The 26671-nt window shown below is 67.4% G+C and carries 21 protein-coding genes; 12 read left to right on the top strand and 9 right to left on the bottom strand.

The annotated features are described in order from the left end of the window. Positions 1-5: 5 nt before the first annotated feature. On the bottom strand, positions 6-1289 hold the full coding sequence (gene murA, locus Poly30_RS12355; RefSeq protein WP_145197708.1) for a UDP-N-acetylglucosamine 1-carboxyvinyltransferase: 1284 nt from the start codon (positions 1287-1289) through the stop codon (positions 6-8). A 503-nt stretch (positions 1290-1792) separates the two neighbouring features. Here murA and Poly30_RS12350 point away from each other — a divergent pair. Together Poly30_RS12350 and ruvA are read left to right on the top strand one after the other, a co-directional pair. After that, positions 1793-3418, top strand: a complete 1626-nt coding sequence (locus Poly30_RS12350) for a DNA-directed RNA polymerase subunit alpha C-terminal domain-containing protein (RefSeq protein ID WP_145197705.1) — start codon at positions 1793-1795, stop codon at positions 3416-3418. 24 nt (positions 3419-3442) lie between these two features. Continuing rightward, a complete protein-coding gene (ruvA, locus tag Poly30_RS12345) occupies positions 3443-4045 on the top strand; it encodes a Holliday junction branch migration protein RuvA (protein ID WP_145197703.1) in 603 nt (200 codons plus the stop codon). A 101-nt stretch (positions 4046-4146) separates the two neighbouring features. Here the strand turns inward: ruvA and Poly30_RS12340 are convergent, their stop codons facing one another. Together Poly30_RS12340 and ribD are read right to left on the bottom strand one after the other, a co-directional pair. Continuing rightward, the gene (locus Poly30_RS12340) at positions 4147-6777 is read right to left on the bottom strand and encodes a coiled-coil domain-containing protein (RefSeq protein ID WP_145197701.1); all 2631 of its coding nucleotides are present in this window, start codon (positions 6775-6777) and stop codon (positions 4147-4149) included. Between the two features lie 10 nt (positions 6778-6787). Continuing rightward, on the bottom strand, positions 6788-7981 hold the full coding sequence (gene ribD, locus Poly30_RS12335; protein ID WP_419191294.1) for a bifunctional diaminohydroxyphosphoribosylaminopyrimidine deaminase/5-amino-6-(5-phosphoribosylamino)uracil reductase RibD: 1194 nt from the start codon (positions 7979-7981) through the stop codon (positions 6788-6790). 309 nt (positions 7982-8290) lie between these two features. Here ribD and Poly30_RS12330 point away from each other — a divergent pair, with 309 nt between their 5' ends. From Poly30_RS12330 to Poly30_RS12310, 5 genes are read left to right on the top strand one after another with little or no spacing between them, the layout of a single operon-like run. Continuing rightward, positions 8291-9286: a malate dehydrogenase gene (locus Poly30_RS12330; protein WP_145197697.1), complete on the top strand. Its 996-nt coding sequence runs from the start codon at positions 8291-8293 to the stop codon at positions 9284-9286. A gap of 45 nt (positions 9287-9331) precedes the next feature. After that, positions 9332-10024 (top strand): hypothetical protein, encoded by a 693-nt coding sequence (locus Poly30_RS12325; protein WP_145197695.1) that lies wholly within the window; start codon positions 9332-9334, stop codon positions 10022-10024. A 57-nt stretch (positions 10025-10081) separates the two neighbouring features. Further along, positions 10082-11170 (top strand): hypothetical protein, encoded by a 1089-nt coding sequence (locus tag Poly30_RS12320; protein WP_145197693.1) that lies wholly within the window; start codon positions 10082-10084, stop codon positions 11168-11170. A 3-nt stretch (positions 11171-11173) separates the two neighbouring features. Continuing rightward, entirely contained in the window at positions 11174-12586 is a 1413-nt protein-coding gene (locus Poly30_RS12315; RefSeq protein WP_145197691.1) for an MBOAT family O-acyltransferase, read from the top strand. A gap of 19 nt (positions 12587-12605) precedes the next feature. Continuing rightward, positions 12606-13256 carry a class I SAM-dependent methyltransferase gene (locus tag Poly30_RS12310; protein WP_145197689.1) on the top strand — a complete coding sequence of 217 codons (651 nt, stop codon included), beginning with the start codon at positions 12606-12608 and terminating at the stop codon, positions 13254-13256. A 28-nt stretch (positions 13257-13284) separates the two neighbouring features. Here Poly30_RS12310 and Poly30_RS12305 read toward each other — a convergent pair whose 3' ends face one another. Genes Poly30_RS12305 through Poly30_RS12290 form a run of 4 tightly spaced genes read right to left on the bottom strand, consistent with a single transcriptional unit; the run spans position 13285 to position 15851 of the window. After that, on the bottom strand, positions 13285-14052 hold the full coding sequence (locus Poly30_RS12305) for a hypothetical protein (protein ID WP_145197687.1): 768 nt from the start codon (positions 14050-14052) through the stop codon (positions 13285-13287). After that, positions 14045-15097 (bottom strand): Rieske 2Fe-2S domain-containing protein, encoded by a 1053-nt coding sequence (locus Poly30_RS12300; protein WP_145197685.1) that lies wholly within the window; start codon positions 15095-15097, stop codon positions 14045-14047. Before Poly30_RS12300 ends, Poly30_RS12305 begins: the two co-directional genes overlap by 8 nt. Positions 15098-15102: 5 nt before the next feature. After that, the gene (locus Poly30_RS12295; protein WP_145197683.1) at positions 15103-15588 is read right to left on the bottom strand and encodes a hypothetical protein; all 486 of its coding nucleotides are present in this window, start codon (positions 15586-15588) and stop codon (positions 15103-15105) included. After that, positions 15585-15851, bottom strand: a complete 267-nt coding sequence (locus Poly30_RS12290) for a hypothetical protein (protein ID WP_145197681.1) — start codon at positions 15849-15851, stop codon at positions 15585-15587. Before Poly30_RS12290 ends, Poly30_RS12295 begins: the two co-directional genes overlap by 4 nt. Positions 15852-15881: 30 nt before the next feature. Here Poly30_RS12290 and Poly30_RS12285 point away from each other — a divergent pair, with 30 nt between their 5' ends. The 3 genes from Poly30_RS12285 (at position 15882) to Poly30_RS12275 (ending at position 21340) form a co-directional block, all read left to right on the top strand. Continuing rightward, entirely contained in the window at positions 15882-18203 is a 2322-nt protein-coding gene (locus Poly30_RS12285) for a sulfatase family protein (RefSeq protein WP_145197679.1), read from the top strand. A gap of 93 nt (positions 18204-18296) precedes the next feature. Then, a complete protein-coding gene (locus tag Poly30_RS12280) occupies positions 18297-20588 on the top strand; it encodes a family 16 glycosylhydrolase (RefSeq protein ID WP_145197677.1) in 2292 nt (763 codons plus the stop codon). Next, complete coding sequence (locus tag Poly30_RS12275) at positions 20585-21340, top strand: class I SAM-dependent methyltransferase (RefSeq protein ID WP_145197675.1); 756 nt, start codon at positions 20585-20587, stop codon at positions 21338-21340. The genes Poly30_RS12280 and Poly30_RS12275 overlap by 4 nt, the downstream gene beginning before the upstream one ends. A gap of 22 nt (positions 21341-21362) precedes the next feature. On the opposite strand, the gene miaB is transcribed toward Poly30_RS12275, so the two are convergent. Next, a complete protein-coding gene (gene miaB / locus Poly30_RS12270; RefSeq protein WP_145197673.1) occupies positions 21363-22847 on the bottom strand; it encodes a tRNA (N6-isopentenyl adenosine(37)-C2)-methylthiotransferase MiaB in 1485 nt (494 codons plus the stop codon). A 296-nt stretch (positions 22848-23143) separates the two neighbouring features. Between miaB and Poly30_RS12265 the strand changes: the two genes are divergently transcribed. Beyond that, positions 23144-23848 (top strand): hypothetical protein, encoded by a 705-nt coding sequence (locus tag Poly30_RS12265; protein WP_145197671.1) that lies wholly within the window; start codon positions 23144-23146, stop codon positions 23846-23848. A gap of 61 nt (positions 23849-23909) precedes the next feature. Further along, the gene (locus Poly30_RS12260) at positions 23910-25067 is read left to right on the top strand and encodes a hypothetical protein (RefSeq protein WP_419191293.1); all 1158 of its coding nucleotides are present in this window, start codon (positions 23910-23912) and stop codon (positions 25065-25067) included. A gap of 212 nt (positions 25068-25279) precedes the next feature. Here Poly30_RS12260 and Poly30_RS12255 read toward each other — a convergent pair whose 3' ends face one another. Further along, a complete protein-coding gene (locus Poly30_RS12255) occupies positions 25280-26335 on the bottom strand; it encodes a hypothetical protein (RefSeq protein WP_145197667.1) in 1056 nt (351 codons plus the stop codon). Between the last annotated feature and the right edge of the window lie 336 nt (positions 26336-26671).

The following is a 26671-nucleotide window of genomic DNA, read 5'->3' as shown; positions in this document are numbered from 1 at the left end:
GCTCGTTACTCCTTGGCACGGCGGATCTCCGCGCCGATTCCCTGGAGGCGCTCTTCGATCGCCTCGTAGCCGCGGTCGATGTGGTAGACCCGGTGAACCTCCGTCGTTCCGCGCGCCACCAGGCCCGCCATCACGAGAGCGGCCGAGGCCCGCAGATCGGAAGCCATGACGGGCGCCCCGGAAAGCTCGGTCGTCCCACGGACCACCACGGCCGACTCCTGACGACGGACCTGGGCCCCGAGACGCTCCAGCTCCGGCACGTGCATCCAACGATCCGAGAAGATCCGCTCCGTGATGATGGAAAGGCCATCAGCCAGCGTCATCAGCGCCATCCACTGGGCCTGGAGGTCCGTGGGAAAGCCAGGATAGGCGTGGGTCGTGACATCCGTCGAGCGCGGCGGACGCTCCCGCAAATCGTTCGCCTCCGTCTGGATCCAGTCCGAGCCGACCGTGAACGGCACGCGCGCCTCGCGCATCCGGTCCAGGAGCGCCCCCAGGTGATTGGGCACGCAGCCCTCGACTCGAACCTGACCACCCGCGAGCGCGCCGGCCAGCACGTAGGTGCCAGCCTCGATCCGGTCGGGAATCACGGGGTGGACCGCCCCGCCCAGCTCGTCGACACCCTCGATCGTCAGCATCGGGGACCCGTGCCCTTTGATCTTGGCCCCCATCGCGTTGAGGCAATCACAGAGATCGACGATCTCAGGCTCGCAGGCCGCGTTCTCGATGACCGTCACGCCTCTGGCCAGCGTCGCTGCCATGGCGACGTTGGCGGTCCCGAGCACGCTGGGACCGTTCGCCGAGCCCAGGAAGATCCGAGCCCCACGCAGGCCGCCGGGAGGCGCCTCGGCGATGACGTAGCCGTGCTCGACGCGCACCTTCGCGCCCAGCGCCCTCATCCCCTTGAGGTGGACGTCGATCGGACGAACCCCGAAGGCGCACCCGCCCGGAAGACTGACTTCCACCCGGCCGAGGCGGGTGAGGAGCGGCCCGAGGACGCAGACGGACCCGCGCATCTTGCGAACCGCGTCCCAGGGCGCCCGCCCGAGGATGTCCCCGGCGGCCGACAGGTGAACCGTCCCGTCGGCGTCCTGCTCTGCCTCGGCGCCGAGCTCCCGCAGGATCCCCAGCATGGTGGTCACGTCGGCCAGGCGCGGCGCGCCCGTGATTTCCACCTTCTCCCTGCTCAGCAAGGACGCCGCCAGAATCGGCAGAACGGCATTCTTCGAGCCTGCAGCCCGAATCGTGCCCTCCAAGGGCCTTCCGCCCTCGATGATCAACTTGTCCATACGGTCGAAATTCCCCCCTCGAAAACGCCGCCCGGCAAAGGGCCGGGCGCTGCGGTGCAGCGACGTCGTTCGGTCATCCGGGCCCCTCGCCCGACCGTTTCGACGTCGCTCTGCCGGAGCGTACCGATGCGAGGACCCCGATTTCACGCGTCCTCGGGCCAAACCTCCGAGGAACTCCGATCCGTGGCCAGGAACGCCCCTGCACCTCTCTTCCCGGGGACGCCGTCGCTCGGCCCCGGCGACGACCACGTCCCGCGGATACGGAATCTCCTTCCACCCCGCAACCCCCTTTTTCAGCCCGGGTTGACGGCGGCGGGGTCCGGTTCCTACAATATTCCGCTTACGAGCTGGACGGCGGAGTCTCACGAGCCACCGCGTGACGCCGTCCTGCCCATCTCGAGGGTCTTTTCGGAGAGCAGCCTACCGCTGCCGTGCTTCCGAATCGGTTTCTCCGAGGCGGCCTCAATCAGCGTCAGCAGCGCACACAAGCACTCGCGACAGACATGGACCAGAGCGACATCCGTTCCGACGAACAGGATCAAGAGATCACCGCAGGCGACACGACCCACGGTGGGTCAGAAGGCGCGCCCGAGCAGCCGGTGAGCACCTTCGTCCCGGACTCCCAGTCACGCGGCGCTGCGGCGTCTGGCCTTGGCGAGGAAGAGCACGCGGGCAGCGTGTCCTACGGCGGGAGCGATGATGACGACGAGGACGATGACGACGAGGAGTACTCGACGAGCTACAGCTCCGACGGTGGCTCCGCCAGCTACTACTCGCCCGACGACGAAGAGGAAGAGCCCGCCGAGCCCACCTTCGAGTTCGACATCGAGAACGACGAGATCCCGAGCTTCGGCTCGCTCCTCGCGGTCCGTGCTCCCCTGTACGCGAACCAGCGCGCCCACGACGTGTTCCGGCGCCACGTCGAAGGCATGGCCACGACAGGTGACGCAGGCCGTCGCCGCGGTCTCGGCTTCTGGCTCCTCGGACGCTACGAGGACGCAGCCGCTGCGCTGGAATCCTATGCCGACGACGACGTGGCGAGCTACACGCGTGCTCGCGCGCTGATGTCGCTCGGGCGCCCCGGAGACGCCGTCGAGATCTTCGGCCGGCTCGCCAACAAGTACCAGGACGAACCGCGCCCCCGCGGCGACATGCTGGACGCCAAGCTCGATCACGACCTCTCCAAGGGAGACGTCGAGGCCGCCGTGGCCGCCCTCGAAGCGGACCTCGGCAAATACGGCGAGATGCTCAGCGACAGCGCCGAAGGCCGCTACCTCCGCGGCCGCGTCGCCGAACTCTCCGGCGACTATCAGGAAGCCCTCGAGCAGTTTCAGGCCGGCCGCGCCGCCGACCCCACCCATCGCCGCAACCTCTTCCGCCTCGCGTACCTCTCCGAGCGCACGGGCCAGGAAGCCCTCGCTCTCGACGCGTACGAGACGCTGGCGATGATGCTGCCCGTGGACCGCGCCGTGATGATCAACCTCGGCGTCCTCTACGAGGACATGGGCCGCGACTCCGAGGCCGCTTCCTGCTACGACACGATCACGCGTACGGACCCGACCGACCGCTTTGCGCGCCTCTACCTCGAGGACGCGAAAGCCGGCATGGAGATGTACTACGACGAGGATCTGGAGAAGAAGGAGGATCGACTCAACCAGATCCTGCGCATCCCGATCACCGACTTCGAGCTGTCTGTTCGCGCGCGAAACTGCCTGAACAAGATGGATATAATGACCCTGGGTGACCTGGTCAAGAAGACGGAGTCCGAGCTCCTCTCCTACAAGAACTTCGGTGAGACAAGCCTCACTGAAATAAAGGAGATCCTCGCCAGCAAGGGGCTGCGCCTCGGCATGGCCCGCGAAGAAGCCGTCGCGAGCATCGCCAAGGCGCGCAACGCCCAAGAAGGCCGCGACCTCGATCCGAACGATCCGAGGAACAAGCCTATAGGAGATCTCAAGCTCTCGATCCGCGCGCGCCGCACGGTCGAGAACCTGGGCTGCCTGACGCTCGGTGACGTGACCCAGCACTCGGAAGAGGAGCTGCTCGGCATGCCCAACTTCGGCGTGACGTCGTTGCTCGAGCTGCGTAATCGTCTGGCCGAGTACAACCTCGCGCTCAAGGGCGAATAGTCCAGAGCGCGCGGGCGCCTCCTCGTGTACGAGTTCATCTCCGGCGAAGTCGCCGACCGCACCGGTACCGCCGTCATCCTCGATGTCGGCGGTGTCGGCTACGAATTGATCGCGCCCCTAGGCGCGGCGTTCCCCGCGAAGGGCTCGCGCGCCAAGGTGTTCACGCACTTCTCGGTGCGTGAAGACCATCAGACGCTCTACGGATTTCCCCGCCGCGAAGATCGGGATCTGTTCCGGATCCTGCTCCGCGTCCGTGGTGTCGGCCCGTCGATGGCGCTCGGGATTCTCTCGGGGCTTTCAGCCGACGACCTCACTCGCGCGGTGGTCCAGGAGGATCTCAAAGCGCTGACGCGCATCAAGGGCGTCGGGAAAAAGACGGGCGAGCAGATCCTGCTCGACCTGCGCGACAAGACGGCGCTGCTCGCAGCGGTCTCCGGAGACATGGCAACGGTCGTGACGACGACTCCGGACGCTCCCACGACCTCCAGCAACGTGGCGGACGCGGTGACCGCGCTGATATCGATCGGCTACTCCGAGAAGGAAGCCGCCAAGAGCGTCGAGAAGGCCGCGAAGGACGTCGGAGAGGAAGACCTCGAAGCCCTGGTCCGCGCGGCGATGCGCGCTTGAGCCGGGTCTCCTGAGCCGGGTCTCCTGAGCTGGGTCTCCTGAGCTGGGTCTCCTGAGCTGGGTCTCTTGAGCTCGACTGCCTGAGCCGGGCCCGAGTGACCTCAGAGCCGCGCCGCCGCCTCGCGCACGGCGAGACCGCGGAGCTGCTCCGGCGGAATCCGGTGCAGCTGATCGATCCAGCGCATGGACGGATCCAGTTCGACGCCTGACCAATCGCCCGTGCGGAACTCGTCCTCGAGTCGCTCCAGAAGATCCCCGAGCAGCCGACGATAGGCAGCCGCATGAGGCGTCACGCTTCCACCGCCAGCGTTCTCCGCCGCGTCGAGCAGGTCGATCCAGGCGAGCCTGGGGTCATCGCATTCCGCGAGCGCCACGAGCTGAGCTCGCTCCTCCAGCGCCTGTCCGATCCTGCCACCCTTGAAGCCATGGGCCCCGGCGAAGCCGATCAGCTTCAGAACGCGGCCGAAGGACAGCGGGTACCACGAGGCACGGTCGCAAAGGTGCCCCTCCTCGTGAACGGCCACCACGTGGGCGAGTTCGGCCAGCGTCATCGGTCGAAGCGAGCCGGCGCCCGTCTCCCCCATGACGACGAGGCGCATGCGATCACCCGCTCCGAGCGCAGGCGAAACCTCGGTTCGGTAGCGCTCCGGTACGCGCGCGCCGGGGGCGGTGATCGCCGTGGCGATCGCGGCGGTGTCGCCGCCGAAGCGCGAGCGGAGACGCTCCCAGCGATCCTGCTCGAGCCGCACCATCGCGAGATCGACGTAGTACCCCTCGTGCAGGGCCGCACCTGAAATACTGGCGCCTGCGCGCCCGTATCGACCCGGCACGTCGGCGCCGTCACACCAGAAGACGGTGCCGCGGAAGGGCCTTCCGAGATGCTCGCCCGAGCGGCCTTCGACCGCGACGAGCCGAAGGATCGTCGCATCCGGGCCGCCCTGCCCCACGCCCAGCCCAAGCAGAGCGAAGCGCCCCATGGCCCCGAACAGAGCGGCGATTCCGGGCACGGACTGGCCCTCGTCACCGCGCCCGAGTGCGTCGTCCTCGGCCGAGAACCGCGGGCCTGGATGGACGATCCGGCCGAGAGGCCCGTACCGGATCACGGGCGAATGAACCGTGTCTTCCGGGAGGCGCTCCGCCTCGTAGCGCCTGAAGAGATCGACGATCTCCTCCTGTAGCTCGGCGAGAGACTCCACCCTTCCGCCCTCCACGGACTCCAGAGGGCTCGATCCTGTGGCACCGGCATGAACGAACGCCTCGCGCGCGTCGATGCGCCGGGCCAGCGCTCCGATGCCAGAGAGGATGGCGCGCGCCCGGATCGCATCGCTCTGGATCCGGCGAGCCGCCGAACGAAAAGCCTCCGCTTCCTCTCGACTCGTACGCGCCGTCGACCCGTTCGCCAGAGCCTCCAGCGCACCCTCGGCCAACGCTCGCGCCTCCCGGAACCAACCCGCGTGCATCAGCGCCGCCGCCACCCGCTCCAGCGAGGCCAGGGAAATGGAATCCGCTTCCGGCACGGCTTCGCGAGCAGCGGCTTCCGCACGGAGAACCGACAGCAGCGAGCGGAGTTCGGGCCGCGCGAAGTCTCCGTCCTCGGACCTGGCGGCCGCAGGCAGGTCCACGAGCCATGCCTCGACGGCGGAGAGCGCAGCCCCTTCGCCCAGCGGCTCGCGGAAAGCCTCGACGAACTCATCCCCCGCCCGCGTAGAGACCCCCGCCGACGTCAAGCCGCCGAGCCCGCCGTCTTCCGGGCCGCCGGCCAGAACATCCGGCAGGATGACGTCCATCAGGCGCTCGATCGATTGGTCATCGCTTCCCGGGCGATCCGCCGCGCGGACCGACTCGGCTCCTTCGAGGACGGCGAAAGCGATCTCTTCCTCGGCGACTGCGCCGGAGCGAACGGGGCCGCTTCTGAGCGCAAAGATGAGCGTGAGCCGCTCCCTGAGGGTCAGGCCGCTCGTTTGAAGAACTTCCAGCGCGCCGCGCACGCCGCGGCGAACGTCCGCCGTGCTCAGGGATTCGAGTTCCAGGCCGGAGAGTTCGGCGCGCAATCGCACCGCCTCTTCCGAGCGTGGTGCAATGGGCGCAGGAGCCGTCAGCGCCTGCGCCAGCACCCTCTGGGCCGAGCCGTTGCGCTCATCCTTCGCCAGGTAGCTCGCCAGGGCCGACGAGAAGTGAGTCAGCTCATGGGGATCACGCGCGAAGTCCATCGCACGCTCCCCCGACCAGATCGCCTTCCGGACGTCACCGCGCGAGAACGCGCGCCAGCCGATACCGTGCCAGGCCCAGCCGAGGCTCGGATCGAGCTGTGCAGCCCTGGCGAGCCGATCATCCCCTGCGTCACCGCCGAGGCGGCCGGCGAGGTAGCTGGCGCGCGCGCGGGAACCGCGCGGCAAATCCTTGTCCTCGGCCGCGGTCACGTAGCGCCCGTAGCGCTCAGGAAGCGTCAGCGCGCCCCTATGAACGGACTCATCGAGAAAGCGGCTCGGGGCGACCCATTCCGGGTCCAGGGCCTCGGCCCGAAGCGCTGCATCGCGGGCCGATGCCAGGAACTCGCCTCCGAGGCGCTCGTTCACCCAGGCCCCGTAGAAAACCTCGGAGGCCGCGGACGGCACGGGCTCTGCCGGGCGCGCGAAGGAGCTTCGACAGGCCGAAAGGAACATCAGCGAAACGCCGCCAACGCACGCGACGAGAGCGATCGTCCGGGGGGTCCGTCTCCGACCTTTGAGCATCCGGCGGAGGCTACCTGAGGAAGGCTTCGAGAACTGCGTCCTGACCGGATTCCCGATGCAGACGTTCCAGAAGCTTCGCTTCCGTGAGCCAGGGAGCGAGGGACTCACCCTCCCCGCCGCGCACGTTGCCCGTGTAGATCCGAAGCTGGTCCACGAACCCCGCGTCGAGAGCGTTCCGGAGCAGGGTCGGGCCGGTTTCCAGCAGGACCCGCTGGTATCCCTGGGACCAGAGCCAGCTCCAGAGATCGCGCAGGTCGAGGGTGAAACGGTCCATCCCGCGGCTCGTATGAACAGTGGCCCCCGCAGCTTCCAGAGCGCGGCGCCGGATCGGATCGGCGCCCGGAAGAGCGACGATCACGACAGGCCCAGCGAGCTCACCGTCCTGGGACTCTTCGAAGAGGCGCGCGGTGGGCGAGGTTCTGAGCCAGGAATCGAGCACGATCCGGGCCGGGCCTTGGGGAGGAGGCGACCCCTTCGAAAGGTTGGAGGGATCGACGGCGAGCCCCGGCGCACCCATCGGACGAACCGTCAGCCGCGGATCGTCGTGGAGCACCGTCCCGACACCCGTGACGATGGCATCCACACGGCCGCGGAGCTTGTGGACTTCCGCCACCGAGGTCGGCCCCGAGATCCAGCGACCTCCGCCAATGTCCTCGGGCGGCGAGAGCTGGCCGGTCAGGGTCTGCGCCCACTTGGCGATCGTCCAGGGACGCGGCCGCCGGACCCGCTCGTTGTCGTTCCAGTGAAGAAAGTGCGGGGCGACGTCCTGGAGCGGCGACGGCACCGGGTCCACGAGGACCTCGATCCCGGCTTCCTCCAGAATCTCCAGACCGCGCCCGCGATGGCGCGGGTCCGGATCGAGAGCGCCGACGATCACGCGACGGATCCCGGACCTCTTGATCGCGTCGACGCACGCAGGCGTCTTGCCGGTCGTCGAGCAGGGCTCCAGCGTCACCAGCATCGTGTCCCATTCGCTCTGCGGAACGCTGGACTCCGCGGCCAGCCGAAGCGCATCGACCTCGGCGTGCGGGCCACCCCAGACTCTGTGGAATCCACGGCTGACGACCTTCGACCCCGCCAGGACGGCGGCGCCGACGCAGGGGTTCGGCGCGACCTCGAAGCGAAAAGCGCGCGCGCTCTCGCCGAGTTCACGAAGGAGGCTGCGGGCGATGGCGGGATCCAGTGTTTGGGAGATTCCGTTCATGACGTGGCGCCGTTGGCTGCGAGACCCGGCCAACGGATCGTAGTCGACGCGGGGGCTCCCTTGAATCAGCCGTCTTGTCTCCTTTCGGGCGTTTCTCCGCTTCCCCATCGCTCTGGCCCGGCAAACTCTTCCGCGAAGATCGCATTTCGGACCCGCCGAGGACCTTTCGCCGGTCCCCGGGCGGCTCAGCAATGCGACGAATCGTCCGACCGAAGCTGACCCAGATCTGGACCTCGCTCGTCGAGATCCGTCCTGGCCGGCATCATCCCCCCCTGACGGCGGCACCATCCAGTCGCCCGTGAAAAGCAAATGTCCAAGACGCCCATTCATGTAGCCGTGACCGGCGCCGCGGGCCAGATCGGCTACGCGCTCCTCCCCCGCATCGCGAGCGGCCAGATGTTCGGCCCCGACCAGCCGGTCGTCCTGCGCCTCATCGAGATTCCCCACGAGAAGGCGATGGCCGCGCTCAAGGGAGTCGCGATGGAGCTCGAGGACTGCGCGTTCCCGCTCCTCCGCGACATGGTTCTGACCAGCGACGTCAACGAGGGCTTCCGCGACGCCAACTGGGCCCTTCTCGTGGGCGCGAAGCCGCGCGGCCCCGGCATGGAGCGCGGCGACCTGATCAAGGAGAACGGTCCGATCTTCGTGGGTCAGGGCCGCGCGATCAACGATCACGCCTCCGCGGACGTGCGCGTCGCCGTCGTCGGCAACCCGTGCAACACGAACGCCCTCATCGCCATGCACGCGGCGAAGGACGTCCCGAACGAGCGCTTCACCGCCATGACGCGCCTCGACCAGAACCGCGCCGAGGCGCAGCTCGCCCAGAAGGCGGGCGTCGCCGTGTCGGAGGTTCACAACATGCTGATCTGGGGCAACCACTCCGCGACGCAGGTGCCCGACTTCAAGAACGCGACGATCGGCGGCAAGCCGGCGGACGAGGTCATCACGGATCACGAGTGGCTGAAGAACGACTTCTTCTCGACGGTCCAGAAGCGTGGAGCGGCGATCATCCAGGCGCGCGGTCTCTCGAGCGCGATGTCCGCGGCGAACGGCCTCATCGATCACGTCCACGATCTCGTGAACGCGACGGCGGACGGCTCGTGGCGCTCGGTCTGCGTTCCGTCCGACGGAAGCTACGGGGTCACCGAAGGTCTTATCTCGTCCTTCCCGGTTCAGAGTGACGGCCAGGGCGGCTACAAGATCGTGCAGGGCCTCGAGCTCGGCGATTTCCTCAGCGGCAAGCTGAAGGCGAGCGTCGCAGAGCTCGAGGAAGAGCGCGAGACCGTCGCTGACCTGCTTTCCTGATCGATTTCCCTCCGGCGTCCCCCGGGACGCCGCCGACGCCACCCCATGTCTGACGACGAGTCGCCCGCCGCCCACTCCCACCCCGCGAGTCTCAAGCCCCTCTCGGCGGGCTGCCTCGTCCCCGTGTTCCTGGCCCTGGCCGTGATGGCCGTCGCCTACGTCGGTCTGCGGAAGATCGTCGACAACACGGGCCCGTGGGCGCTTCAGGCCGCCGACAAGGCGCTACTGGACTCGGGGATCCCCGAGGTTCAGCGCACGGCCTTCGGCGCGGAGATCGAGCGGCTGCGGGTGGCTCTGGATTCCGAAGAGGCGGACCCGGGGGACGTCTTCAACGGCGTCGCCGGGCTCCTCGAATCGCCGATCCTCCCGCTGCTCGTGGTGGACGATGTGCTCGACCGGCGCCTGCCGGCGTCGGGCCTCACCGCCGAAGAGAAGGCGGAAGTCCGCTCGACCCTGATCCGGTTCCGAGCCGGCGCCGACGCCCAGGTCCTGAAGTACCAGGACCTCGTGGCGTTGCTGGGCCCGCTCGCTCGAACCGAGGAAGAGGGCGGACCCCAGGCCGAGCTGAGCGACGCCGAGCTGCTCGAAATGGGAGAGCGCGCTCGCGCGGCAACCGCAGATCTCGACATCCCCAAACTGGACACGGAGCCCACCTACGAGGTTTTGCTCCAGCGCTACCGTGATCACGTGGACGCCGTCCTCGCGGGGAAGGCTCCGCGGATCGAACGGTCCCGGTAGGCGCTCCTCGATCTGGCAGCGCCCCGCGGGATTCGTCCGTGGTAGTCTTCCGGGGCCATGCGCCCCGCCCTCGGAGTCCTCTCGTTCATCCTGACGTTCCTGGTCGTGAATCGACTGGTCGTGGCGCGCGTGCCGCTGCCACCGGAAGCCGGAATGCGGACCAAGACCGAGTTCCTGCTCGACCACCTCGAGGACTACGACGCCATCTGGATCGGGTCGAGCGCGACCCTCTACGGCCTGCGACCGCTGGAGTTCAACGACGAACTCGCCAAGCTCGGCTACCCGGGCTTCAGGATCTACAACCTCGGCGTGGGTGGCATGGGGTCCTTCGAGACGATTTCGGTCCTGCGGCGCGTCCTGGCTGCCGGTCCGAAGCGCCTGAAGTGGGTCTTCTACGAGGAGCCTCTCTTCGACGCTCTGCTCTGGTACCCGGATATCGTGAACCAGCGCTACATCCAGTGGCACGACGCGCGGAACACCCTCAGCGCCATTCGCGCGCTCGAGTACGCGAAGGAACCGCCCGCCTACAAGGCCGAGGAGTACGAGAGTTTTCTCCTCGCGGGCGGCGACGGTGAATGGCGGCGAGGCGCTGCGGCGGAGCACATCGAGCTGGGCCTGCGTCGCGAGCTGGCCGTTGGACAGGGACCGAGGATCTACGAGTCGCTCGTCCACGAGGACGAGGCCTGGCCGACCTTTGACGCCATCGCGGAGACCGACGGCTGGATGGACATCACGCGGGATCCTGCGCCGGGCGCGAAGAAGGCCCACGACGAGTTCCTGGCGCGTCCGAAGCAGTGGGACAAGCGGGTCGCCAACATGATTCGCCTCGAGAAGGCGCGCCCCGTCCCCGAAGGCCACTACGACCTCGACTCGTTGCGCCAGCTGATCGCCGACATCCGCGCCGCGGGCGCCGAGCCGATCATGTATGTGCCGCCGCGCGGCCTTCCGAGCACGATGATGATGTCGCTGGCCGATCGAGGCGAGATCCCGACTCTCTTCCCCTTCCACATCACGTCCGAGTTCCCCGAGCTGCTCCCGAGGGAGCTTCACTACGACGAGGGGCACTTCAACCCGGAAGGAGCGGCGCTCTGGTCCCGGGTCTTCGCGCAACGGTTCGCAAGGCACCTCGATTCCCTCAAGGACTGACCGTTGCTCTTCGTCGAATTTCGCTTCCTCTTCTTCTTCGCGGCCGTCCTGATCGTTCACTGGGGGCTGCGGTGGAACCTGGCGCGCAAGATCTGGCTGCTGCTCGCGAGCTATGCGTTCTACGCTGGCTGGGACTGGCGATTCCTGGGCCTGATTCTCTTCTCGACGCTCGTCGACTGGGTCGCGGGTGCCGGGATCCATCGCAATGAGGGCAGGCGAGGGATCCAGCGCGCCTGGCTCGGCCTCAGTCTCGCGGGCAACCTCGGGCTCCTGGGCACGTTCAAGTACTTCGACTTCTTCTCGGAGACCGCCGAGGGTTTCCTGAACTGGCTGGGCGTGGGCGCGTCCCTGCCGGTCCTGAACCTGGTGCTCCCGGTCGGCATCTCGTTCTACACGTTCCAGACGCTCTCGTACTCCCTGGACATCTACTTCGGGAAGCTGAAGCCAGCCCGCTCGCTCCTCGACCTCGCGCTCTTCGTGGGGTTCTTCCCCCAGCTCGTCGCGGGGCCGATCGTGCTCGCCAAGGAGTTCCTCGGCCAGCTCGACTCCGCTCGCACACGGGCGATGGTGCCGGTCCAGTGGGCCCTGATCCTCTTCTTCGTGGGCTTCGTCAAGAAGTCCTGTCTCTCCGACGCGCTGAGCCCCTTCGTGGACGCCGTCCACGCGGTGCCGGGCGCCGTCGACGCCTGGACGGTCTGGATCAGCGCCTTCGCGTTCTCCTGTCAGATCTACTGCGACTTCTCGGGCTACACCGACATGGCGATCGGGTGCGCGGCGCTGCTCGGCTACCGGCTGCCCACGAACTTCAACGCGCCCTACCTCGGCAAGTCCGTGGGCGAGTTCTGGAAGCGCTGGCACGTGACCCTGGGCCGCTGGTTCTTCGAGTACGTCTACGTGCCGATGGGCGGCAGTCGCAAGGGCGCCTATCGCTCGCTCTGGAACCTCTGGGTGGTCTTCGTCCTGAGCGGTCTGTGGCACGGCGCAGGCCTCACCTACATCGTCTACGGCATGATCCACGGGGCGTTCGTCGTCTTCGAGCGCATCCCCGCGGGCCAGTTCCTGCGCAAGCTCCCGGGCTGGCTCCAGACCGTGTACATGCACTTCGTCTGGATGGTGACGATGACGCTCTTCCGCTCGCCGACCATCGGCGAGGCGACCACGATCGTCTCGACGATGCTGACGGGTCGCTCTGGCCCGGCGCCGGAGGCAGGGGTCGTCCCACCGGTTCCCACGTGGATGATCCCGACGCTGGCCTGCGCGTTCCTCGTGCACGTCATCTGGCAGACTGGCCAGCTGGAGCGGCGCTGGTCGGAGGCTTCGCCGATCACCTTCGGCGCGATCATGGGCGCGGCCGTCGCGCTGGCCATCCCCTGGATCAGCACCAACCCCGCGCCGTACATCTACTTCGCCTTCTGATTCACCCCCATCGACATCCATGCCATCCACCGGAAGTACGAGGGAAGAGGTCGACGCACGCTGGCAAGACGCGGGCTCGGGCGAGCATTACGTTCATGATCGCTGGCGCGGGCAGCGAGCTCGTGAGCGCGACCCTCGGCTGATCCAGCGCCTCCTGCGCGCCATGCCGACGGACACAGGCATCGAGTCCATTCTCGATGTGCCGTGCGGAACCGGCCGACTGGGCGGCGTCCTCGACGCTCCCCTCGTCGTCCAGAGCGACATCTCGCTATCGATGCTCCTGAACGTCCCGCCCGCGGCCTCCCATGGGAATCTCCTCCAGAGTTCTGCCACGAGCCTGCCCTTCGCCAGCGGTAGCTTCGACCTGGTGGTGTGCTGCCGACTCCTCCATCACCTGCGGGAAAGCTCGGATCGTCAGGCGGTGCTGAAGGAGATTGTGCGCGTGTCGCGGCGCTACATCATCGCTTCGTACTGGGACGCGGCCTCCTATGGCGCGTGGCGTCGGCGGACCAGCTCGCCGCTCAGGCGACGCAAGCGGCCCGACGTCCGCCAGGCGGTTTCCCTCGAGGTGCTGCGGGCGGAACTGGACGAGGCCGGTGCACGGCTCGTCACCCGGGCTCACTCGTTCCGCTTCGTGTCGCAGCAGACGTTCCTGCTCGCCGAGAAGTAGCTCCTGGAGAGTCGGGGAAACGCCGTATTCAGAGACGCCGGAACGCCTCGGGGTCCGCGCGGAGAATGCGCAGGTCGCCGCGCGTCGACACCGAACCCGTCACCTCGATCGGTTCGGCCACGTAGGGGAGGACGCGCTCGTTCACGGCCTCTCCGGCTGGGCCGACGAGGAGGAAGTACGTCGCTCTCCCCGACTCGTCGCGCACCAGCAGCACGGGCGGCACGCCGCCGCTGATGCAACGCGCCGCGCACGCCCGGTGCGTCTTGAGGTTCCCTGGCTTCATGACGCCGAGGAAGCACTTCGAGTCGACGATCTCGCCCCGCAGCGTGATGGGAGTCGCCGCCGAGGCGTCATCCGCTCGCGCCGAACGTTCCTCCAGCACCGCGAGCGTCTCGGGCAAGAGCTCCACCATCACGGCGTCATCGCGGTGGATGAGGCTCCCTTTTAGTCGGACCCTGGCTCCATCGAAGGGCCGCGTATGGGGTTCGGCCCCGCGCTTCCCGAACACCGTCAGGAGCCAGCGCGAGGTCGACGGGCCCGCGGGATCCGCGGCCGGCCGATCGACGACCAGCACGGGAAACGGCACGTGCTCCAGCACTCCCTCGAAGGTACGCACCGCTCCGAACTCGAAGTTCGACGATGCAAAAGGACGCTGGGAGATGGCGGCCAGGACGGCGACCCCAAGGGCCAGAGCGATCCACCAAAGCACACGCGCTCGCACGAAGCGCATCGTGCGGGGCGGCCCTTCCGCCTGCCAGCCGATGAAGAACTCGTCGCGAGCGGAGTCGTCACGCACGGATACCACCTCCAGAGGTCGATCCGCTCTCGTCGCCCAGGGGCAGCGGCGTTGGATCGAGCCAGAGTCGCTCTTCGACGATCTTCAGCGGAAACGTCGGCACCACCTCCTGGAACGGCTCCGGAGAGCGACCGCACTTCGGCCGGTACTGGAAACCGTGCCAGGGACAAACCGCAAGCCCATCGACGATCCGCCCCTCGCCGAGAGGGCCGTTCTGGTGCTGGCAGACGGCGGACAGCGCGGAGTAGCGATCGCCGTCCCGGAAGATGGCAATACGCTCACCGGAGGCGAGCACGAGGCGTGCGCGGCCGTCTTCGATCTCACCGATCGCGCAGACATCGATCCACCCGGTATCGCTCCCAGGGGAGACGCCGATCTCTCCGTCGACCTGACGATCCTTACGAGCGGCCAGCACCTGCAGCCCACCCACCGTCAGGATCCCGACACCGAGCAACACGAGAGGGATCGGACTCGATTCCACCTGGAGTGCGCCCAGCGCGACGTGCATCACAAGGAGCCCGTACGCCACGTAGACGAGCATGTGCAGCGCTTTCCACACCGGCGCGGTGAGGTTGGCGAGCCAGAAGTCGTGGCTCGTCGCGGCCATGAGCACGAGGATCACGAGCGCGGCGGCACCGAGCGGCTGGAATGGGAACTGCGCGAGACTCCCCCAGCGCGGGTTCGAGGTGAAGAGACTCTCGAACGCAGAGACGTCGCCAAAGCCGTGGAACTGCAGCAGCGCCAAGCCGCCGTGCAGCAGCCCGAGCGTCGCCATCGTGACGCCGAGATGCCTCCGGTTGTAGAGCAGCGGAAGCCAGCGTCGATCGAGCCGCGCCAGCGGCCCGATGCACAGGATCACGTGCAGCGCCAGGAACCCCGCGGTCCCCAGCGCTCGCAGGAGAAGCGTCTCCGCGGTCGCCTCCGGGAACCACACGAAGCCCACACCGAGGAAGACCCCGAGGTAGAGCACCACGGAAACGAGGAGCAGCGCGTCGTAGCGCTTCTTGTTCGGGTTCCACTGAACCGCCTGGTAGCTGTGTCCCATGGCGTCTACGGAGCCTCCAGCGCGATGACCGCTTCGACGGTCTGGTGGCCGAGGCTGAAGAGCAGCAGTCCCTTCGCCTCGATCGGGACCTCGAATCGAGTGGGAGTGCCCTGGGCCGCGGGACCGAGCAGCCGCGCGTCAATCGGCAGGGTGAGTTCATCACTGGACCGTTCGGAGCTGTAGACGAGCAGATCCGGGATGTCGAGGACCTCGGCCGGGAGGAGCCAGACCTCACGGAACCCCGCGCCAACGGGCCCGACCGCAACGGAGAATCGCCCCGAGGAATGCTCGGAGGAATGCTCGATCGAGGTTCTTCCACCGCCCGCCGGTTCCGCAGCCAGGTTCGCTTCCTCGAAAGACGTTTCGGGTCCGCCCTCCTGCATCCATGAAGGGTCCGGCCGCACCGCGATCGCAGCCGCGAACCCGAGAAGTGCCACCGCGAACGATCCGGGAGCGAGCCAGCGGTGGCGCTGCCTGAGGGGAGTGATCATCGCTCGGCCCTCTCGCTCCTCCTCAACGCTTCCTTGTGAGGCGTCCTCTCCGTCGGAACCCTCGCACCCATCGCCCAGCGCTTCGCAAGGAGCGGCCAGAGCAGCGTCGCCCCGGGAAAGATCAGAACCCGAAAACCCCAAGTCCCTTGCCTGGCATCCGGATCCAGTCGTCCCGCGCCCACGAGCACGAACGGGATCGCGAAGAGAACGCCGAGCGCCAAGTACACGGACAGGGCTCCAAGGATGGCTTGGGGGACGGTCATCGGGCCATGAAGGTATCATCCAGGACGCCCATGACCACCACACTCCAGCGACTCCTGATCCTCACCGGCCTCGCGCTCGTCGGCTGCGGCGGTGACGAGGACCGAGACTCCTCGATCGTCCGCCAGGCGGACGCCGGAAGCGGACCTTCGATCGAGCGACTCCTCGTCGTTTCGGATCATGAGGGCGACCCCGCTCCCAGGCTCATCGCCCACTACACGCCCGACGATCCCGAACGACGCTGGCGACGCCGAAAGGACGAATACCTGGAGTTCACGGAGACCGACGGCGGGGCCGTGGTGCACGTGGAAGCCGAAGGAGCGAGCAACGTCGGGGTGATCGCGCCCCTGCCCACCCGGACCTTCGACCGCATCGACCTCGACGTGCGGATCCCGAAGGGTGAAACAGAGCTTCTGCGCATCACGCTCCTCGAGAACTCACGGCGCGCCCTCATCAGCGGTATCGAGTCGGTGACGGGCACGGGCGAGTTCGAGCGGATCGAGTTCCCGCTCCCCGGAATCGAGCGCCTCGACGTCACGATCAGCGACGTCACGGTGCAGGTCGTAGGCGATGCCACCTGGACAGAGATTCGCTCGATCGACGTCCTTCGACAGCGAGCGGCCGCGCTGCTGCCCAAGCCCGGCAGCGAGCCGCGGCTGATCGATCTCGGCTCCGACGCCAGACTCGGCTGGGGTCTCGACCCGGAGTCGGGAGCGATCTGGCGCGCCGACCGATCGTTCGACGGCGACCCGCGCCGGTTTCGATTTTCGTACGCGACGGGGCCCCATCTCCAGGGTGCCCGACTGGAGGTGACCGGACTCGCGAAAGAAGCACTGGTCCTCGATCTCGGCGGGGACGAGCGGCTCTGGAAGCGGCTCGATCGTCCCGTTGCGCCCTGGAAGCCCGGCGACGAGGTTCGCTTCCGGGTGATGCCTTCCGAGACCGGGCACGACGGTCCTGCTGCGCTGACCGAGCTCCATCTGGAACGTGCGGTGGCCCCCTCGGAGAGGTCCCATGCGCCGCTCGTCCTCTTGATCACATCCGATACCCATCGCGGTGATCACGTGGGCCGTGGCGGCACGAGCGGGCTCGTCTCCACGCCGCGGATCGACGACCTGGGTCGCCGCGGCGTGCAGTTCACCAACGCGTTCGCGTCCGCGAACATGACGAACCCCTCGCACGTCGCGCTGATGACGGGCGAGTCTCCGCGGGACACCCGCATCGTGGGGAACCAAGCGCCGCTGGACGAGGCTGCCGTGACGCTGGCGGAGCGCTTCGTGGCCGCAGGCTGGGCCACGGCTGCGGCGGTCAGCGTCCATCACATCTGCCACCCCTTCAGTGGCCTCGGCCAGGGCTTCGATCGCTACGACGGTCCCGAAGTTCGAGCCGACTATCGCAATCAAAGGCGACCCGGTGCCGTGGCGGTCGAGCGCGCCCTGGCCTGGATGGAAGAACGCGACGACGTGCCTCTGTTCCTGTGGGTCCACGTGTTCGACGTGCACGGGCCCTACGAGGCGGAGGCGAGCTTCGTCGAGCGCTATTCGAATAGCCGGGGGGAGTCGGTGGACCCCGCGCTCGATCCGGTCCCTTCCGGTCCGCTCCCGGATTGGATCACCTCGTCTGCGGAGAAAACCGCGGAGGTTCGCGGCAACCACAACCTCTATCGTGCGGCAGTCGACCAGGTCGACGAGCTGCTCGGTCAGCTCTTCGTTCATCCTCGCGCGATGGCCAGCGAAGGCGTCGTCGCCTTCACGGCAGACCACGGTGAGTCCTTCGGGCGACACCAGCTCTGGTGGACGCACCACGGTCTGTACCGGGACCAGATTCATGTTCCTCTCATCTTGGCGGGGCGAGGGCTTCCTGAAGGACTGCAGTCAGCTGCGCCGGTCGAGATGATTTCCCTTGGCGCAACGCTGATGGATCTGGCGGGTCTCGACGCGAGCGAGCACCCCGCGCCCACCCTCGACCTCACCGGAGAGCGCCCATCGGAGCCGCGCTTCGCGCTTGGCTTTTCGGGGCACAAGGCCGCTATCGACCACGAGGGATGGCTTTTGATCCTGAACTTGGTGAAGCACAACTACGATCTCGGCCCGCGCGATTTCCCGAAGGGTGGCGTCGAGCTGTACCACGTGGAGACGGATCCAGCCTGTGAACGGGAGCTCTCCGCGGTCGAGACCCAGAGGACAGAGCGCATGAAGAAGGCGCTGATCCGGTGGCTGAATGACGCGCGACCGGCGGGCTACGCCACCGTTTTCAACATGAGTCCAGAGGCGGTGAAGCGCCTGCAAGAGCTCGGGTATGGCGGGATGTCGGAGAGTCCCAACGAGGGAGCCTGGTACACCGAGGACCAGTAGCGTCTCGATCGTCGCAGGCTTTGACGCCGTTCGCGGTCAATCCGGAGGGCCGTGGAGCGGGCCCATTCAGTCGAGCCCTGCTATCCTCTGGGTATGCGCCAGCTTCCCCACCTACACGCCGTCACCGCCGCGACGTTTCTCTCGGGCTCCATTCTACTCGCCAGCGCCGCAGCGGCTGCGCCGGTGGCGGCTTCGGCCCTGGCTCCAGTAGCGGCACCGATCCTGGCACCGAGCCTGGCTCCGAGCCTGGCTCCGAGCCTGGCTCCGGCACAGGGGCTTCAGTACCAGCTCGTCTGGGAGGACCTGTTCGACGGAACCGCGCTGGATCCGACGAAGTGGTCGCCGATGATCGGCACCGGCTGCCCCAATCTCTGCGGCTGGGGCAACAACGAGCTTCAGTACTACCGCGCGGAGAACGCGACCGTCAGCGGCGGCACGCTGAAGATCACGGCGCGGCGCCAGAACTTCGGCGGCGCCCAGTACACGTCGGCGCGCCTGCGCTCCAGGAACCTCGCGGACTTCACCTACGGCCGCTTCGAGATGCGCGCGAAGCTTCCCGCAGGTCAGGGTCTCTGGCCCGCGTTCTGGCTGCTCCCGACCGATAGCCTCTACGGGACCTGGGCCGCCAGCGGCGAGATCGACGTGATGGAAGCCGTCGGGCAAGACACTCGCCGCGTACTCGGCACCATCCACTACGGAGCAGCGTCACCGGGCAATCAGTTCTCGGGCGGCAGCTACACGCTCCCGACCGGCGACTTCACGAACTCGTTCCACACCTTCGCGATCGAGTGGGAGCCAAACGTGATCCGCTGGTACGTCGATGGCATCCTCTACTCGACGAAGACCTCGTGGTGGTCGTCGGGCGCAGCGTACCCGGCGCCGTTCAACGAGCGCTTTCACATGCTGCTCAACCTGGCCGTGGGAGGCAATCTCCCTGGCTCCCCCAACGGTTCCACGCCCTTCCCGGCGACCTACGAGATCGACTACGTTCGCGTCTATCAGCTTCAAGATCACGACCCTGCCGACTGCGTCGCCCTCGTCGATGACATGGAACACGGCAACCCCGCCGCCTCCGATTACTTCACCTTCAACGGCGGCGGCTTCGGAGACATCAGCGCCAGCTACACGGACCTTCCGCCAGCGGGCGGCGGCGCGGCGTCCCTGGCGGTGAACTGGACCGGGACCGGCTCGTCCGGCTTCCTCGGCGGCTTCGGGCGCACGAGGAAGCTGAGCCTCGAGGGCGCCACGCACCTGGAGTTCTGGATCAACCCTGACCCGGGCCAGAGCTACACCATGGAGATCAATCTCCAGGACGACGACAACGGGGACGACACGATTCCGCCGAGCCCCGACGGCGCGGACGACGAATTCCAGTTCGAGCTGGAGGTCAGCCCGCAGGGTTCGTCCCAGGGTCCGGGCGCGACGAGCGGAGCCGGCTGGCAGCGCGTGATGATTCCGCTGTCGAGCTTCGTGGACGACAACACCTTCCTCACCGGCGGCAACGGCGTCCTCGACCCGGTCTCGACCCTCGCAGGCGGGAACGGTCGCTTGATCAACGTGGTGGTCTCTCTCGTCAGCGCGGGCAGCCCCGACATCACCTTCCGCACGGACCTCTGGCGCTTCACCCGTCGAACCGGCAGCGTGTCGGGCCGTCTCTGGAACGACCAGAACGGCGACGGGCAGTCGACCGGCGAGCCGGCGCTGAGCGGCGTGACGGTCGAACTCGTGGACACCCTCCTCGACGAGGTGGTCGCGAGCGACGTGACGAACGGGAACGGAGACTACACCCTGACCGGCGCCATCCGCGGCGACTACGAGGTGCGAGTCGTCACGGGCACGCTTCCCGCGGGCGTCGGACCGACGACCGACCCCGACGGCACCGCGTCCGCTCACACCGCAGCGATCACCCTTGCTTGCGACGAGGCGGTCGCCGGGCAGCACTTCGGCTATGGGCCCCCCTTGGTGGGCTCGAACATCTGCTCTCCCGGCGTGAACAACTCGACCGGTGATTTCGGTCGCCTGGATGCGACCGGCAGCGCCGCCATCTCGTCCAACGACCTCACGCTGACCGGCTCCAGGCTCCCGCTCGGATCGCTCGGCTACTTCATCGTGTCGCAAACCCCCGGGTTCATCCAGAACCCGGGAGGCAGCTTCGGAAACCTCTGTCTGCTCCCGCCGATCGGGCGCTACCTCGGACAGGCCGGAGCCGTCGGCCCCGACGGCACGCTGTCCATCGGGGTCGATGTGACCGCCCTCCCGCAGCCGACCTCCATCGTCTCGGCGCAGCCGGGCGAGACCTGGTACTTCCAGCTCTGGCACCGCGACGCGATCCTTGGGATTCCAACCTCGAACTTCACCGAAGGACTGCGCATCATCTTCGAGTGAACCTCGAAACCGACGCCCAGAAGACCTCACCGCTGCCGATGGCACGGTCCACAGGACAGCCAGACTCCTCACCGAGGCCCACCAAGCTCGAGGTGTATCGGGACCCCGGCTACGCGGGAGACTATGACCGGCGCTGGAGCGGTACGCGCGGCCAGAAGCGGGATCGGCGCAAGGCCGCTGCCATCCGCCTGGCGTGGGCTTCTTTGGTCGCAGACTGGTCCCGAGATCGGCCCGAAGGTCTGAGGACTGAGCCGAGGAGCCTCCTCGATGTCCCCACGGGAACCGGCCGGTTCACCGATCTCTTCCACGAACTCGTCGAGGGGCAGGTTCTCGGCGCCGACCTCGCGGTGGCGATGCTCCTCGAGGCGCAGGAGAAGCACCCGTCCGGCCAGTACTGCGCGGTGGACGGACTGCATCTGCCCTTTCCCGACGACTCGTTCGACGTGGTGGTCTGCATCCGCTTCATGCACCTCGTTCGCGATTCGGAAATGCGCCGGGCGTTCCTTCGGGAGTTTGCCCGCGTGGCACGCGTCGGGGTGATCGTCGACTATCGCCACGGACACACGTTCCGCATCTGGGGCCGCCACCTCCGACATCGGCTGGGGCTCCGCAAGAGCGCACCCTCGAATCCCTCGCCGAAGGCCATCCGGAGCGAGATCGAAGCGGCTGGACTGCGGCTCGTCGCCGAGCATCGCGTTCACTTCGGACGCTACATGTCGGACAAGCGCCTCTTCGTGACGCGGACCGAGTAGGTCCCTCCGCGGACCGGTCAGATCACTCGGGCTTCGGCACACGACCGGCCATGCCGTAGGCCGTCGTCTCGTCGATCGTGACGTCCACGTCCTGGCCGACGAGGTCCGCCGCTCCGGTAAACGAAACGGGCATCCCCCACGGCGTACGGCCAAGCAGCGTCTTCTCGTCGCGCTCGGAGAGCGACTCGACGAACACCGGCACCGTCTGTCCGCGGTAGACCTCGAAGCGCTTGCGCTGGGTCTTCTCGGCCATGCGCAGGAGCCGCTGGTTCCGTTCCTTCTTGACCGCTTCGGGGATATCGTCCTCCATGCGCTCGTCCGCGCGCGTGTTCGGGCGCGGGTCGTACTTGAAGACGTAGTTGACGACGAAGCCCTGCTCCTCGAGGAAGGCCTCGGAACCGTTGAAGTCGGCGTCCGTCTCGCCCGAAAAGCCGACGATCCAGTCGCTGCCCAGCTCCATGTTCGGAACGGTCTCCCGCAGGATGTCCGCGCGCCGGCGATAGAGGTCCAGCGTGTAGCCGCGCTTCATGCGCTTCAGCACGTCGTCGCTGCCCGCCTGGGCCGGAAGCGGCAGGAACTTCTCGACCTTGTCGTAATCGCGGATCGCCTCGGCGAAGGACTGATTGACGTAGCTCGGGTGCAGCGTGATGAGGCGGATGCGCTTGAGTCCGTCGACGTCCTGAAGCCGCTCCAGGAGATCGGCGAGGCTCACGCGGCCCTGGCGACCGCGGCCCATGGGCTCCGCAGTTCCGGGCTTCTCGAAGTCCTCACCGTAGCTGTTGATCGTCTGGCCGAGGAGCGTCAGCACCTTGACGCCCTGGCTCGCGTACCACGCGGCCTCACGCACGAGTTCGTCGATCGGACGCGACCGGACGCGCCCGCGCGTGGTCGGCACGATGCAGTAGGTGCAGTTGAGATCGCAGCCGCGCATCACCGCGAGGTACGCGTGCTGGCCGCCCGTGTACTCCTCGCCGGCTCGATCGACGACCACGTCCTCGGCCATGTCGGTCGCCAGCAGGCGACGTTCGCGGGCGGTGAACTTGTCGGGGGCCAGACGTCGAGCGCGGAGCTCCTCGACCATCTTCGGCAAGAGGTGGAACTGGCGCGTGCCCGCGACGAGATCGACGTGACCCGCGCGCCGGAAGATCTCCTTCTCGACCCGCTGGGCCATGCAGCCCATGACTCCGACGACGAGGTCTGGCCGCTCGGCCTTCACCTTCCGGAGCTCGCCGACCCAGGACCAGGTCCGCTCCTCGGCGTGGTCTCGGACCGAGCAGGTATTGAACAGAACGATGTCGGCGTCCCCCATATCCGCCACGGTCTCGTAGCCACGGCGCTTGAAGCGGCCTTCCACGAGCTCCGAGTCGTACTTGTTCATCTGGCACCCGAAGGTGACGACGTGCAGCTTCTGACCGGCTCCGGCGGCCGCTGCGTCAGCAGCGGACTCCGCTTCGGGGGAAGTCTCCAGGGCGGGGCTCGTTTGACTCTGATGACGGCTCGTGGACATATCGCGCGCATGATGCCAGCGCGGGGCCGTCGGGACCCGGCCCAGAAGGGCAAAAGGGGCACACGGCCTTCCATCGCCCCCCCTCGGAGAGATCGCGAAGGTGACCACGTCCGTGGGCACCTCCTGTCCTACGTCCGGTGACCTTCCCCTGGAGTGGACACCGGCCGTGCGGCCTTAAAAGTGCGTCAAGTTGGCCCATTTCGACCCTCCAGGCCTGGTACGAGGCGTCAGGCCGTCCCCCAGAGCGGCTGGCACACCCTTTGCCTTCCCCTGGCGTTCCCCTCGGAGACCACGCCATGAAGCACATCCAGTTTCGCCCGTTCAGCCTTTCCGCCCTGCCCTCGGCCCTCAAGCGCAGCGCCGCCGTCCTGGCCGCTGTTCTCGCCGCCTCGCTGCTGACCGGCTGCGAGCCCGCCCGGCACCACCACGGACCGCCCGCGCCCCAGCCCGTCTACTTCACCGAGCTGGAGCCGAACGACACCCCGGACTTCCCGGACTTCGTCGGGTACGTCGACGAGCTCAGCTTCCTCGTGGTGGAAGGTCACGTCGAGGCCTTCGGGTATGACATCGTGGACCACATCGAGTTCATCGCAGACCAGCCCATGGAGGTCGACTTCACCCTGGAAGCGTTCGGAGCCTACGGTGACGTCGATGTCTCGATCTACGACCCGATCGCCAACCAGATCGTGGGCACCTACGCCTCCGACGGCCGCTACGAGGCGGGCACCCTCGTCATCCACGAAGCCGGCCGCCCGTTCCAGTTCATCATCGAGGCCTACAACACCAGCTCTGCCTGGAGCCTGGAGATCGTCGGCTACCCCCACGGCTGCGCTTGCCGTACCAGCGCGGGCCTCGGCGCCAACTCCAGCGATCTGGACGGCTCGAAAGAAGCCTCGAATCTCGACCTGAGCCGCGACGCAGAAGCGAGTCTCGCCCCCGCGGCGCTGCCTCCCTTCGAAGCCAAGCAGGAGCACGACATCCTGCGCGCGGGATCGAAATGACCCAAAGTGGGCTGGCGGACGCAAAGTTCTCGCCAGCCCCTAAAGCGGGGTACGGTTTTGTGTGAGCCAAGCCAGCAACCACCGCCGATCCGCCCTTCGCCTCGCCCCCCTCGCCGGGGTCGCAGGCGTTCTTTTTTTCTCCTGCATGGCGACGCCGCCCTCCGAGGTGCTGGCGTTCGACGGTGGGCGCGTCCGCGCCGCTGACGCCGTGGAAGCCGAGCGCGTGGAAGGCCTGCTCCAGATGCTCAAGCCGCGCCTTCTGGAGCTGCTTCCCGATAGCTCCTTCGAGGACCTGGAGGTCTGGGTCCAGGAGCGTCCTACCCTCTACCGCTATGCCACCGACGCCACCGCTGATGCCGAGGGACTCTGGTCCCCGACCCATCGTCGGATCATGCTCTCGCGCCACGCCGATCACGTCGAGCGCACGCTCGCCCACGAGCTGACCCACGCCGTCCTCGGCGATTCATGGAGCCTGCTGCCGGGCTCTCTCGAGGAAGGCCTCGCCGACCACGTCTCCGCCGCGCTCGTCGAAGACGGCGCCACGCGCCTGCGCGCCGGCCGCCTCTCCAGCGCCTGCCTCGCCACCGGCGGCCTGGAGATCGACGTCGACGTCACACGGCTGATTCCCGGCGAGACCACCTCGGAATCCAAGCCCGCCCGCCGCGGCTGGTCCGCGCGCGTCAAGCTCAAGGGCGACACCGACAGCACCGATCCCCTCGACGTCTTCCGTCTCTCCGCGGGCCTCTCCTCGACGAAGCTCGACACGGGTGCCAAGCGCGGCTACTACGGTCTCGCCTTCCTGGTGATCTCGCGCATCGCCGCGCGGGAGAACGGCTACGACGGCCTTCAGCGCATGTGCCTCGAAGCCGCCGAAGAGGGCCTCGACCAAGTCCCCGTGAAGGACGTCCTCGCCGCCGCGGGCCTCGGCTCGACGCCGGACGAGTGGCGCCGCGCCGCCGCCCAGGCCATGGGCCCCGACGAGGTCGTCGAACTCGTGCGCATGTACCCGGACTTCCTCGTGGACGCGCTCACCACCTACCTGGAAGCGCTGCGGCCGAGCGGCCCGATGGAAGGCTGGCTCGACCAAATCGACGTGCGCGTCAGCCTCGTGGAGGGCGGCGCTTCGATCGCCCTGAGCCGCCTCCCCTTCGTCGAGGAAGCGGTCGTGGCCGAGCTAACCCGGACGTCCATCCACACCGAGCTGCTCGCGGCTCGCTAACGAGTCTTCTCGGGCAGCACGCGCTGCCCCACGGCCACGGGAGGACGGGAGGCGCGGACGCAGCTCTTTTCGCGTAGTCGAGGTCACGGCGGCCATGACGGCGCCAGACGTGCCGCCATAGACGACGACGTCCGCTTCGTGCGTTTCGCCATGGGCAGAGCCCGAAGTCACCCGTGCGAGAGCGAGGACGCTGGAAGTCACGATGGAGTTCTTCACAGGCGCTCCATGTCCAGTCGGAGGGTCCCTTCGCGCTTCTCTTTCAGCTCGAAGGGCGCATCGATGCCCATCCCTTCCACGTGAACGGCGATCTGAACGTCGAGTCCGGTCTCGAGATCCAGGCGGAAACTCCGAGCGAAGTGGTTCAGCGTATCCCACACGAGCGTGCCCTTGCCTTCCAGCGTGCTCGTGTAGGTCGCGGATTCCAATTCCACGTCCACATCCTCAGGTGCGACGGTCCCGAGCATGTCGCCCACCGCCTCCGCCTGATCCGAGACGAACTCGACCTCCACGAGAAGCTCGAGGGTCATGGTGCCATCCTCGGCGGACACGAGGCGCACGCTCATCCCACCCGAGGCGTCGCCATCGAGGGTCTCCATCACGCCGGGCATGACGAGCGGATCGAAGGCGCCGTCCACGGCGTCCATGTCGGACTCGCGCTCCATGGGCAGTCGCCCGCCCGGCAGCAGCACCCGACGAAGCGCCGAAGCCTCGACCTTCCAGGACGAACCCACCTCGATATCCCTGTCGGGCACCGGCAGGAGGGCGATGAAGTCGCCGTCGGGATCGAGTCCCTCGAGGAGATCATCATCGCCGTCGTAGTCCTCGGCGAACTTCTTGACGTAGGCCTCGGAGTCGTCGTCCCAGAGGAACTCCACGGCCGCCCCATCGAGCTCCGAGTCCCCGTCGCAGGAGATCGCCAGCTCCGCGACGCCTGCGCCCATATCGAGCCTCAGGTTGCCGCTGGATTCGTAGGCGATGTCCTCGAACATCCTCCTCAGATGCAGCGGCCGATTGACGTCGGAGCGAAAGAAGGTGTCGACCACGCTCAGGCTCGCTTCACTCTTCAACTCGCTCGTGACGGTCGGAACGTCCTGGGTCTTCTCACCGTCGAGGAGAATCTCCGCCGAGGTCGTGGCGGACGTTTCTCTCCAGGTGTAGACGCGCTCGATCTGGAGGTCCGCCCCAGGCAAGAACATCGGCGGCGGCACCGATTCCGGTGCGGGGCCAAGGCACGTAAGCGCGAACGCGGCCACGCAAAGAGGACGCATGCGTAGGGTGGGGAGTAGGTGCGAGCCGACGTGCAAGTTCATCATGGATTCCTCTGGGGATACGGGTGCCTCTGGGAATGTCGCGGGGCAAGAGACCGAGCCTCCAGGTCGCTCTTGGCGCTCGATTCGAGACTCGGCGCGGAGTGACCTCAGTTCAGGTCTACGACCTGTACCACGAATCGTGACGTCCCTGGACGGTTAGCTCGCGCCTTTCCCTGCACCGCTGCCTTCGAGTTCTCGATCGCGTCGAAATCGACGAGCTCCCCGGCGCGCTGCCGAGGTACGTCGCATTGGTTTCAGCGACTCTCGTTTCTTAGCAAGGTGTCCGAGTCGAAG

The organism is Saltatorellus ferox, assembly GCA_007751475.1.
Lineage (GTDB): Bacteria > Planctomycetota > UBA1135 > UBA1135.
Note: the sequence above shows the minus strand (reverse complement) of the source record. Positions and strands in the feature narration are given on the sequence as shown.